At 48.8% G+C, this 12802-nt stretch carries 16 protein-coding genes; 1 reads left to right on the top strand and 15 read right to left on the bottom strand.

Features of this window, described 5'->3' with window-relative positions:
• Window positions 1-15 precede the first annotated feature (15 nt).
• The 11 genes from LEUMU_RS0119775 to LEUMU_RS0119720 form a co-directional block, all read right to left on the bottom strand.
• A complete protein-coding gene (locus tag LEUMU_RS0119775; protein ID WP_022954035.1) occupies window positions 16-573 on the bottom strand; it encodes a DUF1285 domain-containing protein in 558 nt (185 codons plus the stop codon).
• Between the two features lie 101 nt (window positions 574-674).
• Window positions 675-1154: a hypothetical protein gene (locus LEUMU_RS0119770; protein WP_022954034.1), complete on the bottom strand. Its 480-nt coding sequence runs from the start codon at window positions 1152-1154 to the stop codon at window positions 675-677.
• Between the two features lie 92 nt (window positions 1155-1246).
• Window positions 1247-2119 (bottom strand): SH3 domain-containing protein, encoded by an 873-nt coding sequence (locus LEUMU_RS0119765; RefSeq protein WP_022954033.1) that lies wholly within the window; start codon window positions 2117-2119, stop codon window positions 1247-1249.
• Window positions 2120-2216: 97 nt separating this feature from the next.
• Window positions 2217-2438: a hypothetical protein gene (locus LEUMU_RS0119755; protein ID WP_026744966.1), complete on the bottom strand. Its 222-nt coding sequence runs from the start codon at window positions 2436-2438 to the stop codon at window positions 2217-2219.
• A complete protein-coding gene (locus tag LEUMU_RS0119750) occupies window positions 2405-2686 on the bottom strand; it encodes a phage holin family protein (protein ID WP_026744965.1) in 282 nt (93 codons plus the stop codon). Before LEUMU_RS0119750 ends, LEUMU_RS0119755 begins: the two co-directional genes overlap by 34 nt.
• 9 nt (window positions 2687-2695) lie before the next feature.
• The gene (locus tag LEUMU_RS0119745) at window positions 2696-3013 is read right to left on the bottom strand and encodes an ElaB/YgaM/YqjD family protein (protein ID WP_022954031.1); all 318 of its coding nucleotides are present in this window, start codon (window positions 3011-3013) and stop codon (window positions 2696-2698) included.
• 120 nt (window positions 3014-3133) lie between these two features.
• A complete protein-coding gene (locus tag LEUMU_RS0119740; RefSeq protein ID WP_022954030.1) occupies window positions 3134-4405 on the bottom strand; it encodes an O-acetylhomoserine aminocarboxypropyltransferase/cysteine synthase family protein in 1272 nt (423 codons plus the stop codon).
• A gap of 136 nt (window positions 4406-4541) precedes the next feature.
• Complete coding sequence (modC, locus tag LEUMU_RS26965; RefSeq protein ID WP_051156075.1) at window positions 4542-5261, bottom strand: molybdenum ABC transporter ATP-binding protein; 720 nt, start codon at window positions 5259-5261, stop codon at window positions 4542-4544.
• Entirely contained in the window at window positions 5261-5944 is a 684-nt protein-coding gene (modB, locus tag LEUMU_RS0119730; protein ID WP_022954029.1) for a molybdate ABC transporter permease subunit, read from the bottom strand. The genes modC and modB overlap by 1 nt, the downstream gene beginning before the upstream one ends.
• Window positions 5928-6734, bottom strand: coding sequence for a molybdate ABC transporter substrate-binding protein (gene modA / locus LEUMU_RS26960; protein ID WP_051156151.1), 807 nt, complete (start codon window positions 6732-6734; stop codon window positions 5928-5930). Before modA ends, modB begins: the two co-directional genes overlap by 17 nt.
• 29 nt (window positions 6735-6763) lie before the next feature.
• On the bottom strand, window positions 6764-7138 hold the full coding sequence (locus tag LEUMU_RS0119720) for a winged helix-turn-helix domain-containing protein (protein ID WP_022954027.1): 375 nt from the start codon (window positions 7136-7138) through the stop codon (window positions 6764-6766).
• Between the two features lie 430 nt (window positions 7139-7568).
• Here LEUMU_RS0119720 and LEUMU_RS0119715 point away from each other — a divergent pair, with 430 nt between their 5' ends.
• The gene (locus LEUMU_RS0119715; protein WP_022954026.1) at window positions 7569-8786 is read left to right on the top strand and encodes an ATP-binding protein; all 1218 of its coding nucleotides are present in this window, start codon (window positions 7569-7571) and stop codon (window positions 8784-8786) included.
• 133 nt (window positions 8787-8919) lie between these two features.
• Here LEUMU_RS0119715 and LEUMU_RS0119710 read toward each other — a convergent pair whose 3' ends face one another.
• Genes LEUMU_RS0119710 through LEUMU_RS0119695 form a run of 4 tightly spaced genes read right to left on the bottom strand, consistent with a single transcriptional unit; the run spans window position 8920 to window position 12763 of the window.
• On the bottom strand, window positions 8920-9984 hold the full coding sequence (locus LEUMU_RS0119710; RefSeq protein WP_022954025.1) for an ABC transporter ATP-binding protein: 1065 nt from the start codon (window positions 9982-9984) through the stop codon (window positions 8920-8922).
• A gap of 5 nt (window positions 9985-9989) precedes the next feature.
• On the bottom strand, window positions 9990-10775 hold the full coding sequence (locus LEUMU_RS0119705) for an ABC transporter permease (protein ID WP_022954024.1): 786 nt from the start codon (window positions 10773-10775) through the stop codon (window positions 9990-9992).
• On the bottom strand, window positions 10775-11659 hold the full coding sequence (locus tag LEUMU_RS0119700; protein ID WP_022954023.1) for an ABC transporter permease: 885 nt from the start codon (window positions 11657-11659) through the stop codon (window positions 10775-10777). The genes LEUMU_RS0119705 and LEUMU_RS0119700 overlap by 1 nt, the downstream gene beginning before the upstream one ends.
• Entirely contained in the window at window positions 11660-12763 is a 1104-nt protein-coding gene (locus LEUMU_RS0119695) for an ABC transporter substrate-binding protein (protein WP_022954022.1), read from the bottom strand. It abuts the gene before it with no gap.
• Window positions 12764-12802 lie beyond the last annotated feature (39 nt).

The raw sequence follows: 12802 nt of genomic DNA, 5'->3' as shown, positions 1-12802 counted from the left end.
AAACTTAACGCCTGTTCATGCAATTGGCAACTGAAATACCTTCCCCGCGCTCATCAGGCGTAAATACTCATGCTGATTGTCTGAAACCAACTCACCCAACTCAACCAGTTCCAAGTAGACGCTACGCACCAAACGGGCGCACATTTCATATCGCACCCCGACCAACGGTACTTCCTGGCCTATTACTACGGTTTTATCTAGCCATAAATCATGCTCCGGCCCAAGCACCACGGTGTCGTTATAGCTGGTAGTGAATACAATCGTCTGCTCTGGTGTTCCCTTCGCTTGCACAGTCATCTGCGTAATCAAAAACGGCGTTGTCTCAACCATAATCTGCATCTGCTCAGCAGGCGTCTTGAGATAATGCTCGCCATTTTCATACCACAGCACGCTAGCAAACAAACGAACCAGTGCTTCACGCTTAATCGGGCCACCCTCATGCGTCCAGCTGCCATCATGATGAATCACGATATCAACCTTGCCATGATGCTCCGGGTGCCATAGGTGGACAGGCGCATGGCCACTGTCTTTGAGCGGCTCTAATTGTTTTTGTAAGGTATCCAGTGAACTCATGATTGTACTCCGACAATTATTTGCTCACAGCATAGCACAAGCAGAATAAGCCGCATCAGATGTGGGCGTATCCGCACTACTGCTGTGCACTCTTTGTTCAATTAATCATCCAATCGTTGGCCACGGTACATGCGAACTGGCTTTTTGGCCGACTCCGAGCTTTGCGCAGATTCTGCCTTGGGTTCGGTAATTACTTGCCCGCGATAGATGCGGATTGTGACATCGGAGTCATCCGCTGAAGGATCTAGTGCTTCAGCTTCCGGCTCCGCAATTTCAGGAATCCGAATATCAAGCAGCCAGACAGCCTCCCTATGTTGTACCTGATCTCGCACCGCAAAGAAGGTTGTTTTATTTTCAGAAAATGCGCTTTTTCCACGAATTCCAGCTTGTAACTTCTTTAGTGCAGCAAGCCCATGATAGCGGCGATAACTGCAATGCGTAATTTCACCCTCGACAATACCAAAGCGGCAGGAGGTATTATCATCGGTTGCGATGAAGAAGCTGCCGCTTAACTTTTGCGATAAGGGCTCTGCCAGCTGAGCTAACAGTTCGGGCAGAGTCGCATAGTCGGGGTCTTGCATGGCGTCTCCTGCACACGGTTTTTGTGGGGTATAGTTCTAACGTATCTATAACGTTATAAACAAGAACCATGCCAAGTCGCCTGCCTAGCTCACTAGAGCTGCACATCCTCTAAGATCGTTGAGGTTAGCAAGCGAATGTCTTCAGGAGTCCATGTCTTTGGTAATGGCTCGCCATCCGCAGACCTGCGCGGATTGGTATCAAAAGGATGCTTCATCACCAGTATCTTGCCACCACGTTGATAGTAATCAAGATGGATGCCACAGCCCTCAGCGCCAACCGTATAGCGATAACCCTGCCAGTCAAACTCATCAATTGCCTGAAAAGCGCTATTGCCCGTATTGTGAAACCAATTGCTGGCTTCATCGTAATAGCGCAAGGCATTTTCAGGCTTGTACTCGATCGTATCCAAGAGTGCTGCTTTTAAGGTCTCGTACACTTTAAACTGGATATCAAATAGCGGCAGCTCTTGTCGTATTGTTGGCTCATCGCGCATATCGCAACCACTGTAATAGTTGGCGCTCACATTTTTATAGATTCGCAGCCAATCATCAGCCGGATCACCCTGCTCCAAAAAGTACGGAAAGCGAACATCCAATACACGAGTAACGGCGGTGTCGTATAGCGCTGCAAACTTCAGATAGCGCGCATTCACATAGCCCATGACGAAGCCATCTTCCACACTCAGGCGGATGCCAATCCAATGACTCTTACCCACATGGCTTGCAATATCAGGGTCGTAGCTCATTACATCGGCGCTGCCAAAGGGAATTTTATAGCGAATGTTGGCTCTGGCGTTTGGTGCATCACGAACATTCAGCGAGTCGCTCTCATCCATATTGGTGACTTCCAGCAACACGCCTTCAGTGCCATTCACAAAGTGGGAAAAGTCGATGGTTGGAGAAGCATACAGCGGCGTACAAATACTCAGTAAAAGCCCGAGCATAATCGCGGATAAGGTTTTCATAAGTGACTCCATTCAATGAAAAAATTCAAACAGTGATGACTGATTATGTGATCAGCTCACTGTTTGAATCATTGATTAGTGTCAATTAGTGGCGTGCTTATAGCTTGGAGAGCAGCTTGAGGCCCACACTAAACAAGCTGGGAGGCAGCCCGAATTTGCCGAGCTTTCGCAGCAATATACCGGCCGCAAACGCCGCACCGGCACTTCCAACCGGATGCTGGCGAATGAACTGGATATAATCCGGCGATTGAGTCGTCACTGCACGCAGGCGGGCTTTCGCCTCGTCTACGGTTTTCGGTTTAGGCGCATTGCCAACCACAACATACCTCCCGCCATCAGTACTGCAATAATGGCAACAATTAAGTACGACGACGCTGGCGTGAGTACATTGACTAAGGCAAAGTACAACGCCGCCAGCAGCAAGCCGAGCGCGATCAAAAACAAGATGGCCGCGACCAGCATCAGCAAGCCAACCCCAATGGTTTGTACCGCTTTTTGCTTTAGCAGACGCCCTTCGGCTTCGGCCAAATCAAATAAGCTGATTACCGTTTCAGTAAGTACTTTCAAGGGGAGTAATTAACGCTTATCCAGCATTTTAGAAATCACATAGCCGACACCGAACGCCACCAATAAACTTCCGATTGGATTTTTGCGAATGCGATCACCGATCTCATCCATGCCTTCGCCGCCCTTTTCATAGGCTGCTTCCAGACCTTCGCGCGCTTTTTCTTTGTAGTCTTCCAGCTCAGCTTCAACCTTGTCTGTGATCTTCTCTGCGCCTTCTTTGCCCTGCTCTTTGAGCATGCTTAATACTTCAGTCACTTCATTGCGAAGTGCTTCAAATTCCTCTCTTAACTCTTCAGCCGTTTGTACAGCTTTGCTCGTAGTAGGCATAATCTTCTTCCTTAAATTAGGTTGATTGAATCCATACTCACAATGAGTTGGCGATGTCAGGCATCGCGCTCAGGCCTTATTATAACACCGCCAACTCAATTTACTGAATAACCCAGAGCTTTACACGGACTCAAAGGCTTGAGTCAGATCCGCAATGATGTCATCAATATGCTCGATACCCACACACAGACGCAACATTTCCGGAGAAACGCCCGCAGTTTTTTGCTCTTGCTCACTCATTTGACGGTGAGTGGTAGAAGCCGGATGGCAAGCCAGTGTTTTAGTATCACCGATATTTACCAAGCGCTTAACCATTTTCAGTGCATCGTAAAAACGAACACCGGCTTCATAGCCACCTTTAATACCAAAGGTCAGCAAAGAAGATGGCTTACCGTTTAGGTATTTCTGCGCGAGGTCGTAATACTTATCGCCTTCCAAACCAGCGAAGTTAACCCACTCCACTTCCTCATGCGCTTGCAGGAATTTCGCCACCGCCAGCGCATTGTCACAATGACGCTCCATTCTCAGTGGCAGCGTTTCAATGCCTTGTAACAACAGGAACGCACTCAGTGGTGACAGTGCTGAACCGGTATTACGCAATGGCACCGTTCGCGCGCGCGCAATAAATGCCGCAGGGCCGAAGGTATCGTTATACACCACACCATGATACGCCGCTTCTGGCTGGCTAAACACAGGGAAACGTTCCTTGTGCTCTGCCCATGGGAATTTACCGGAATCAACAATAATGCCGCCCAAGGTCGTGCCGTGGCCACCCATGTACTTAGTCAGCGAGTGCACAACGATATCTGCGCCATGCTCAATTGGATTTAACAGCGCTGGAGTTGCCACGGTATTATCAACAATCAATGGAACGCCATGGCGATGTGCCGCCTCAGCAATGGGAGCGATATCAACGATATTACCGGCTGGATTACCGATGGTTTCGCAGTAGACCGCTTTGGTGTTTTCATCAATCAGCTTTTCAATATCCGCCGCTTGATCGCTCTCTGCAAAGCGCACTTCGATGCCTTGCTTTGGCAGCATGTGTGCCAACAAAGTGTAAGTACCGCCGTATAACTGTGGGGTGCTAATGATGTTATCGCCAGCCTCAGCCACGGTCAGCAGTGCGTAGTTAATCGCCGCACTTCCGGAAGCCACCGCCAATGCCGCAATACCGCCTTCCAATGCTGCAACCCGCTTTTCCAGCACATCCCAAGTTGGATTCATAATGCGGGTGTAGATGTTACCTGGCACCGCTAAATCGAATAAATCCGCACCGTGTTGTGCGTTATCAAATTCATAGGCTACGGTTTGGTAAATGGGGACCGCACAAGACTTTGTGACGGGGTCCGTTTCATAACCTTCGTGTACGCAGATTGACTCTTTTCTCATCGCTCTCTCCCTCGGGATTAATTAGAATATTCCGTGGGCGTAGTATACAGCGGTGAGGTGAGACAATCAGTAGACTGACACATTATTAACGATAGACTTTAATCGTTATCCCTTACTGATCCCCCGCAGCCCAGGCTTAGGCATTAGAGTCGCCCAGCAATGTCTCTTCATCAATCAAATGATGCGCCGTTTCATCAAGCGGACCATTGGCAATCACCTTACCCTCTTCCATCACGATCAAATGATCTGCCATGCGCCACACTTCGGCTGGAGAATGCGTGACATACAGCACTGGAATATTCAGCTCGCGATGCACTTGCTCTAAAAACGGCAGGATTTCGCGTTTACGACGCATATCCAAAGCAGCCAATGGCTCATCCATTAATAGCAGCTTTGGACAAACTGCCAAGGCGCGAGCAATCGCTACCCGCTGACGTTCGCCACCGGATAAGCGCTCCGGCTTACGCTCAATCAGACTTTCAATACCTAACAACTCAATGGCTTGCGTGAGCTGATCTGATGTTTTGGCAGCGCCCGAACGCTGCTGACCGAATTGCAGGTTTTTCAAAACGGTTAAATGCGGGAATAAGCTCGCCTCCTGAAACACATAACCAATTGAACGGCGATGGGTTGGTAAGCGGAATGCTTTGATGGTGTCTTCCCAGCATTCACCCGTGATATTTATATAGGCTGTTTCAGGTCGCTCCAAGCCTGCAATACAACGCAGCAAAGTACTTTTCCCACAGCCGGAATGCCCAAAAATAGCGGTCACACCGCGAGCAGCTAAGCACTGATCAAAGTCCAGCGTGAAGGTATCCAGTTTTAACCGAAGACGTAGCTCAATATCGCTACCCATCAGGCGTGTTGCACCCGAACCGGCGACTTAATGATGGTATACATAATCAGCAATACCAAAAATGAAAAGCCCAATAAAATGGCAGCCAGCGAGTGCGCTTGTCCGTACTCCAGCGCTTCAACGTGGTTATATAACTGCACCGAGACCAAACGAGTTTTATCCGGAATATTGCCACCAATCATGAGCACCACCCCAAACTCGCCGACTGTATGCGCAAAGCCCAAAATACTCGCGGTAAGAAAGCCGGGCTTAGCTAGCGGGATGGCCACGCTGAAAAAGGCATCCAAAGGACTAGCTCGTAATGTGGCCGCCACTTCTAGCGGCCTTGGGCCAATGTTTTCAAAGGCATTTTGTAACGGCTGCACCACAAACGGCATGGAATAAATACAGGAGGCCACCACTAAACCGCTAAAGGTGAATGGCAAGGTGCCCAAACCTAGTGCTTCGGTAAATTGGCCCAACGCACCTTGCGGCCCCATTAAAATCAGTAGATAGAACCCCAAAACGGTCGGCGGCAAAACTAAGGGCATCGCGATTAACGCGCTGCATAAGGCTTTCCAGCGCGAACGTGTAATACTCAGCCACCAAGCCAATGGCGTACCGAGCAACAGCAAAATAAGGGTGGTGACACTGGCAACCTTGAAGGTTAACCATAGGGCACTGATGTCAGCGGGCGAAAGCATAAGCTTTGGGTGAAATCGGCGCGGTAGTGTCATAGCCAAAGGATTGGATGATCATCTGGGTTTGATTTTTCCGTAGAAAAGCCAATAAGGCGGTGGCGGCTGGGTTATCTTGTCCGCGCTTTAATAACACCGCACTTTGATTGATTGGCTGATGCAAAGCCGTTGGCACTAACCAACCAGAGCCCTGCTCGCTGCCATCGGGATTGGTCACTTGCGATAACGCTACAAAGCCCAATTGTGCATTGCCGGTTTGCACAAATTGATAGGTTTGCGAGATATTCTCGCCCTGCACAAAGCGTGGCTTTAGCTGCTTGTACAAGGCCAATGTTTCCAGCGTTTCACGAGCCGCTTCGCCATACGGTGCCAATTTTGGATCGGCCAGTGCGATGTATTTGAAATCACCGTGTTTTAGGATTTGGCTATCGCCATCAATCAAGCCAGCCGTATTTGACCACAGTACTAAGCGCCCTTGCGCATAGACAAATTCAGTGCCAGAAATCGCTAAGTCGCTCTTGATCAACCTTGTGACCTTATCGGTATCGGCAGAGAGAAATAAATCAAACGGCGCACCGTGGCTAATCTGTGCCAACAGCTTACCGGAAGAACCATAGGATACTTTAACCGCGTGGCCCGTTTGCGCCTCAAAATCTTTAGCGATGGTTTGCATTGGCTTAATAAAGTTAGAAGCGACTGCAACCATGACTTCATCGGCTAGCACTTGGGAGGCAGGTAGTACACTCCCGCACATACTTAAAACAACCAGAGCCACGACTCGAAATCGGCTATTCATTTGAAAACATAACGCTTGATAAATAAATGTCATAAGCTGATCGAAGCAGAACGCTTCTCCATGTAATTGTACATATCGCGCTCGACATCGCGGAACAGCAGAATGGCTTGTTCACCGGTTTTGGTTAGCGAAGCACCACCCCCACCTTTGCCGCCGGTTGAGCTGCTGACCAATGGCTCATTGCTGTGCTCGTTCATTGATTGCACTAGCTGCCATGCTTGGCGGTAAGACATTTTCATTGAACGCGCTGCGCCGCTGATCGAGCCGAACTCTTGGATTTTTTCTAGTAGGAGTACGCGACCAGTGCCCAGAAAAGTGCCTTCCGGACTGGCAATCCAGAAACGGCCCTTTAAGTGGTAGTTAAGGGGCTTGGGTGTTGGGGCTGTATCGATAGGTGAAGTCATAGTCGCTATTCATATCAAAACATAACGGTTTTGACAAGATGATTTGTGAAGTCTGCTCTGCCTCAAATTATAGTAATAGCCATTACGATAACCTGTATTACTATAATGAAACTCTACGGTCGCCAGCAAGAATTTAAGTAAATTCAGTCAATTATCAAGCAGTCAAAGCAAAGTGGCAAGATGACGGTAATCACTGATCGCCGTTGTGTCGGGATGTATTCAAGCTCTTGATGGAAATGGCTAAAACGCAGCACTTTGTCCTGATCATTGACGAGTTTCAGGAGTTTTATCGAGATAATCCTTTCGCATGAGGTATTAACTGGATGCTTATATCTCACAGGATTTTTTGACTAACTTACGACGCATCGTAAAATAATCTTTCTTTTTTTACGATTCGTCGTAAAATAATTAGAAACAACTGGTCAAAATTATGCATCGCTTCTATACCGACACCATAAAAACCGATTTGCTGGAGCAGCGACAAATGCTATTTGTGTCTGGCCCCAGACAAGTTGGCAAAACAACGCTCGCGCATACCATTACAGACGCCAAAGGGCATTATTTCAACTGGGATAACCGTCAACACCGCCAATGGATTTTAGAGAGTGTGAGCAATACGATCGACTCCGAATTAATCAATCAGCTGGGACTTCAGGAGTTGCGTAGTGAACGCAGTTTGGTCGCTTTTGATGAGCTGCATAAATTTAAGGACTGGAAAAACTATCTGAAAGGCTTTTTCGATGTTTATGAAAAAGAGCTGGCGATATTGGTGACCGAAAGCGCCAGAATGGATACCTTTCGCAAAGGTGGCGATAGCCTTATGGGTCGATATTTTCACTATCGTATGCACCCACTAAGCTTGCGCGAGGTGAGTGCGGACTTTGACCGGGATGTCTTATTGCAGATGCCACAAAAACCAGATAGCCAAGCCTTGGAGCAACTGCTTAAATTTGGCGGATTTCCCGAGCCGTTTGTAAAAGCTGATACGCGTTTCTATAACCGCTGGCAGCAATTACGCCAGCAACAGCTTATTTACGAAGATATTCGGGACATGAATCAGGTGCAGGACATTGCACAGCTGGATGTCTTGGCCAGCCTACTCCGTGATCAGTCAGGACAGGTAATCCGCTACAGTACCCTAGCAAAGCAATTGAGTGTTAGTGTGGATACGGTTAGGCGCTGGATGACGCTATTGGAAAGCTTTTATTACGCCTTTCGGGTGCGTCCTTGGTTTGAAAATATCACTACTGCTTTGCGTAAAGAGCCTAAAGTGTATCTTTGGGATTGGTCTCAGGTGCAAGATATTGGCGCGCGTAATGAAAATCTGATTGCCAGCCATTTGCTCAAAGCGGTTCATTGGTGGACGGACAGTGGCTGGGGTGATTATCAGCTTCACTATTTAAGAACCAAAGATCAGAAAGAAGTCGACTTCCTAGTTAGCAAAAATAATAAACCCTGGATGTTGATTGAGGTAAAAAGCTCAGGAAAGGCAGCATTGAGTAAGCATTTGCAATGGTTTCAGGAGAAAACCGGCGCGGAATATGCATTTCAGGTGGGGCTGGATATGCCGTATGTTGAGGCGGACTGTTTTGCGATTAAACAACCGGTTAAGGTACCGGCTGAGACTTTATTGATGTGTTTGGTGTAAACCTTCACAAACACTCGCCACTACTCTTGATAGCTAAACGTATACACCGTCGCTATCACTTAATGCTGAAAACTCCAATGGGCCAGATGACCTGCGCCCAAGTCTTGAATAGCTGAGAACACCTAGCAGAAAGCTATTCGCCTTCTAAAGCCAGCAAATCATCAGCCGCAAACGAAACCGTAGCCTGCTCACCAACCACTGGCGGTGGCACGGATGGCTGATTGAAACTATCCAGCGATAACAGATTATCGCCAATCGCGATCTGCACACGAATAACCGACCCCAAGAACCCTACTTGCTGCACAATCCCTTTCAGCTGTATCGGCTTATTGGGCGCAGCGCCTAAAGACACCACTTCCGGCCGTAACGCCAGTGAAATGCTATCGCCATTGCTATGGTTAGCTAAGTTTTGACCAAGCGACAACACTTCGCCATTAAGCTCAACCACGCCTTTGGCCGCATCGCTCACGGTGCCAGTCAGCACATTAATGGTTCCCACAAAAGAGGCCACAAAGCGAGTACTAGGCTTATTATAAATCTCAAACGGCGTACCGGTTTGATCAGCCTTTCCGGCATTAACCACCACAATCCGGTCAGACATCGACAATGCCTCTTCCTGATCGTGGGTGACGAAAATCGTGGTGATGCCCAGCTTTTGCTGAATTGAGCGAATCTCTTCACGCAGCGATACCCGAATTTTGGCATCCAGAGCGGAGAGCGGCTCATCCAATAACAACAGCTTAGGCTTTACCGCCAGCGCACGCGCCAAGGCAATCCGCTGCTGCTGTCCACCCGATAACTGATAAGGATAACGAGAACCCAGCTCTTCCAAACGAATCATTGCCAGCATTTCAGCAACCGTCTCATTGGTTTCAGCTTTACTTTTGCCGGCAACCTTTAGACCAAAGGCCACGTTCTGCGCTACGGTCATATTTGGAAACAGTGCGTAAGACTGAAACACCATGCCGATATTGCGCTGATTCGGTTTCAGGTTGACCACGTCTTGCCCGTCGATATGAATTTGGCCCTGCGTAGGCGTTTCAAATCCGGCAATCATGCGCAGTACGGTCGTTTTACCACAACCACTGGGGCCTAAGAACGAGATGAACTCACCACGCGTGACATCCAAATTGAAGTCATCGACGACTCGGTTATCACCAAAATCCTTTTGCAGGCCCTTAATTTCAAGAAATCCCATACTCACTAGCGCTCTGGTTGTGTGTGTTTCTGAAAACGTGTCACTAATTGAATCAGCCCCATGCAGAGCCAGGTAATGGCAAAGGCAATCACGGCCAATGCTGCAGGTTCATAGGCACGGTTTGCGCCGATTAATTGCATAAATGGTCCGAATGCCGGACGGTTTAACAGCGCTGCCAATACAAATTCACCGATCACGATGGCAAAGGTCAGGAAGGCTCCGGACAGCACCGCCACCAATACATTTGGCAAAATGATTTTGCGCATAATGGTGAACTTGCTAGCGCCTAAACTCTCGGCGGCTTCGGTTAGCGTGCCCACATCAATACTGCGCAAACCGGTGTCTACCGCGCGATACATATACGGCAATGCCAACACGGTGTAGCCGAACATCATCAACAAATCGGTCCCTATTGCACTGCCTGTTAGCGGCAGTATCGAGGAGGTGTTATAGAGCCGGATATAACCAAACACGACAACGATCGGCGGAATAACCAATGGCAGTAGCGTAATGAATTCAATCACCGGACGCCAGCGCGGCAGCTTCAAACGCACCCAGTAAGCCGTCGGCACGACTAGCAGCACACCCATCAAAATGGTTGCCAGCGCCATCATCACCGAATAACTAAAAGTCGCCTGAAAACGTGGATCGCTGAGGATGACCCAGTAGGCATCCAGACTGTATTCGCCACGGCGCATGCGCAGGGAAAACTCCAGCGTGCCCAGCAGCGGTAAACCAAAATAGAGAATGCCTAAGCCTAACGCCAGCCATGACCAAAACTTTTGCCGCATCACTTCATCCACCGCTCACTGCGCGACCGCATCCAGATGTAAATGAGATTAGCGACGCCGGTAATCATGATCATACCGAAGGCTAATGCGTAGCCTAAGTGTGGGTCTTGCAGTACGTCACCACGGATTTGCGCAAATAGTAAAATCGGCACAATCGACATTGAGCTGCCAGTCAGTGCATAAGCGGTGGCCACCGCGCCAAAGGCATTGGCAAATAACAGTGCAAAAGTACCAAGCAGCGAAGGCCAGAGAATGGGTAATGCCACCATCCGCCAGTATTGCGCATTGCTGGCACCGAGAATGGAGGCGGCTTCTTTCCATTCCTTTTTCAAACTGTCCAGTGCCGGCGTAATAATCAAAATCATGAGCGGTATCTGAAAAAACAGATAGGTCAGCGTTAATCCCCAAAAGCTTAAGAGATTAAAGCCCATGGCGTAGATATTGATGCCGAACCAGTCCTTCAACAAAACCGTAACCAAGCCCAAACGACCCAGTGTTGCCAGAAACGCAAAGGCCAGCGGAACACCGGCAAAGTTTGAGGCCACACCCGAAAACGTCATAATTGGCGAGCGAATCCAAGCGGGTAAGCCACCTAAAACGACGGCCAGCGCAATCAAGAAACCAATCACGCAGCCCAAAAAGGCTGAGGCGACACTAATCCGGATACTGATCCAGTAGGAAGCCATGATTGAGGGTTCAAAGAGGTTGCGCAGGTTGTCGAGGGTAAACTCCCCTGCCGGATTCTGAAATGCGCCAAACACAATGTTCAATGTCGGTAACAACATGAACATAAAAGCAAAAATCAGAAACGGCACGACACCCAGCCAAGCCAGCGATATCCGTCTGCGTTTTATTGGCTGGGATGCCGTGATCGTATTACTCATTTACTGAACGTTCGCTCCAACGGTGGAATCCCACTTCGCGCCAATCACGTCTTTCGCCGCAGCTTGGTCTTCAAGGGATGGGAATACGGCTTTTTCATAAGCAGCCGCTGGTGGCAATGCATCCATTAATTCCTGAGGAATTTTGTTATCCGCTGCCAGATTGTTGAAACGGATTGGGTGACAATAACCTTTCAACCATGCCAACTGGCCTTCATCGGAGTACAGGTACTCCATCCACAACTTAGCCGCATTTGGATGTGGCGCATAAGCGCTGATTGCTTGTACATACACACCCGCAACAACGCCGGATTTTGGTACCACAACATCAACCGGAGGATTGCCTTTCAGCGTATCGCGGCCCGACAGTGCATTGTAATCCCACTGTACAACGATCGGCGTTGCGCCCTGCGCGATGGTGCCTGTCTTACCAATGACGGGGACAAAGTTGCCGGATTTATTCATTTTTGCGAAGAAGTCTACGCCCGCTTCACCGACTGCTGTACCACCCTCTGCACCGGCTGACAAACCAGCCGCATACACGCCCAGAATCGCTTGGTTAGACGCACGAGGATCACCCGCCAGGGCAACGCTATTGGCAAATTCAGGCTTTAACAAGTCCGCCCAATCCTGAGGCGACTCATCAATAATATCTTTGTTTACCGCAAACGACAGTACGCCGTAGTAGTCGCCATACCAGTAGCCGTCCGCATCTTTCACGTTATCCGGAATCGTATCCCAGGTTGATACCTTGTAAGGCATCAGCAAGTTTTCTTCTTTAGCCGCAGGACCAAATGAGAAGCCGACATCAATCACGTCTGGCGCTTGAGGGCCTTTGTTATCTTTGTTTGCGCGAATAGCTTCCAACTCATCAGCAGAGCCTGCATCAGGGTTTAGTTCGTTGACTTCAATGTCTGGATATTTTGCTTTGAATCCGGCGATTACACCGTCGTATCCACACCAGCTGTGTGGCAGCGCAATGGTCGTTAACATACCTTCTTTCTTAGCCGCTGCTTCTAGCTCAGCAAGATCCGCAGCCGATGCAACTGTTGAAAACAGTGCTGTTGCAATCGTTAGGGATAGTAATGTCTTCTGGGGTCTAAACATTTGGAATCTCCGTGAAATAGCTGTTGGAACGTTAAGTGA

It is taken from the genome of Leucothrix mucor DSM 2157 (assembly GCF_000419525.1).
In the GTDB taxonomy this organism is placed as follows: Bacteria; Pseudomonadota; Gammaproteobacteria; order Thiotrichales; family Thiotrichaceae; genus Leucothrix; species Leucothrix mucor.
The sequence above is the reverse complement of the archived record's forward strand: the minus strand, read 5'-3'. Positions and strand labels throughout refer to the sequence as shown.

Bases quoted from the DNA above. Each gene is read 5' to 3' on its own strand.
- modA (WP_051156151.1), bottom strand. From the start codon at position 6,734: ATGAATAGCCGATTTCGAGTCGTGGCTCTGGTTGTTTTAAGTATGTGC.
- LEUMU_RS0119720 (WP_022954027.1), bottom strand. From the start codon at position 7,138: ATGACTTCACCTATCGATACAGCCCCAACACCCAAGCCCCTTAACTAC.
- modB (WP_022954029.1), bottom strand. From the start codon at position 5,944: ATGCTTTCGCCCGCTGACATCAGTGCCCTATGGTTAACCTTCAAGGTT.
- LEUMU_RS0119700 (WP_022954023.1), bottom strand. From the start codon at position 11,659: ATGAGTAATACGATCACGGCATCCCAGCCAATAAAACGCAGACGGATA.
- LEUMU_RS0119695 (WP_022954022.1), bottom strand. From the start codon at position 12,763: ATGTTTAGACCCCAGAAGACATTACTATCCCTAACGATTGCAACAGCA.
- LEUMU_RS0119705 (WP_022954024.1), bottom strand. From the start codon at position 10,775: ATGCGGCAAAAGTTTTGGTCATGGCTGGCGTTAGGCTTAGGCATTCTC.
- LEUMU_RS0119770 (WP_022954034.1), bottom strand. From the start codon at position 1,154: ATGCAAGACCCCGACTATGCGACTCTGCCCGAACTGTTAGCTCAGCTG.
- LEUMU_RS0119740 (WP_022954030.1), bottom strand. From the start codon at position 4,405: ATGAGAAAAGAGTCAATCTGCGTACACGAAGGTTATGAAACGGACCCC.
- LEUMU_RS0119745 (WP_022954031.1), bottom strand. From the start codon at position 3,013: ATGCCTACTACGAGCAAAGCTGTACAAACGGCTGAAGAGTTAAGAGAG.
- modC (WP_051156075.1), bottom strand. From the start codon at position 5,261: ATGGGTAGCGATATTGAGCTACGTCTTCGGTTAAAACTGGATACCTTC.
- LEUMU_RS0119715 (WP_022954026.1), top strand. From the start codon at position 7,569: ATGCATCGCTTCTATACCGACACCATAAAAACCGATTTGCTGGAGCAG.
- LEUMU_RS0119710 (WP_022954025.1), bottom strand. From the start codon at position 9,984: ATGGGATTTCTTGAAATTAAGGGCCTGCAAAAGGATTTTGGTGATAAC.
- LEUMU_RS0119765 (WP_022954033.1), bottom strand. From the start codon at position 2,119: ATGAAAACCTTATCCGCGATTATGCTCGGGCTTTTACTGAGTATTTGT.
- LEUMU_RS0119775 (WP_022954035.1), bottom strand. From the start codon at position 573: ATGAGTTCACTGGATACCTTACAAAAACAATTAGAGCCGCTCAAAGAC.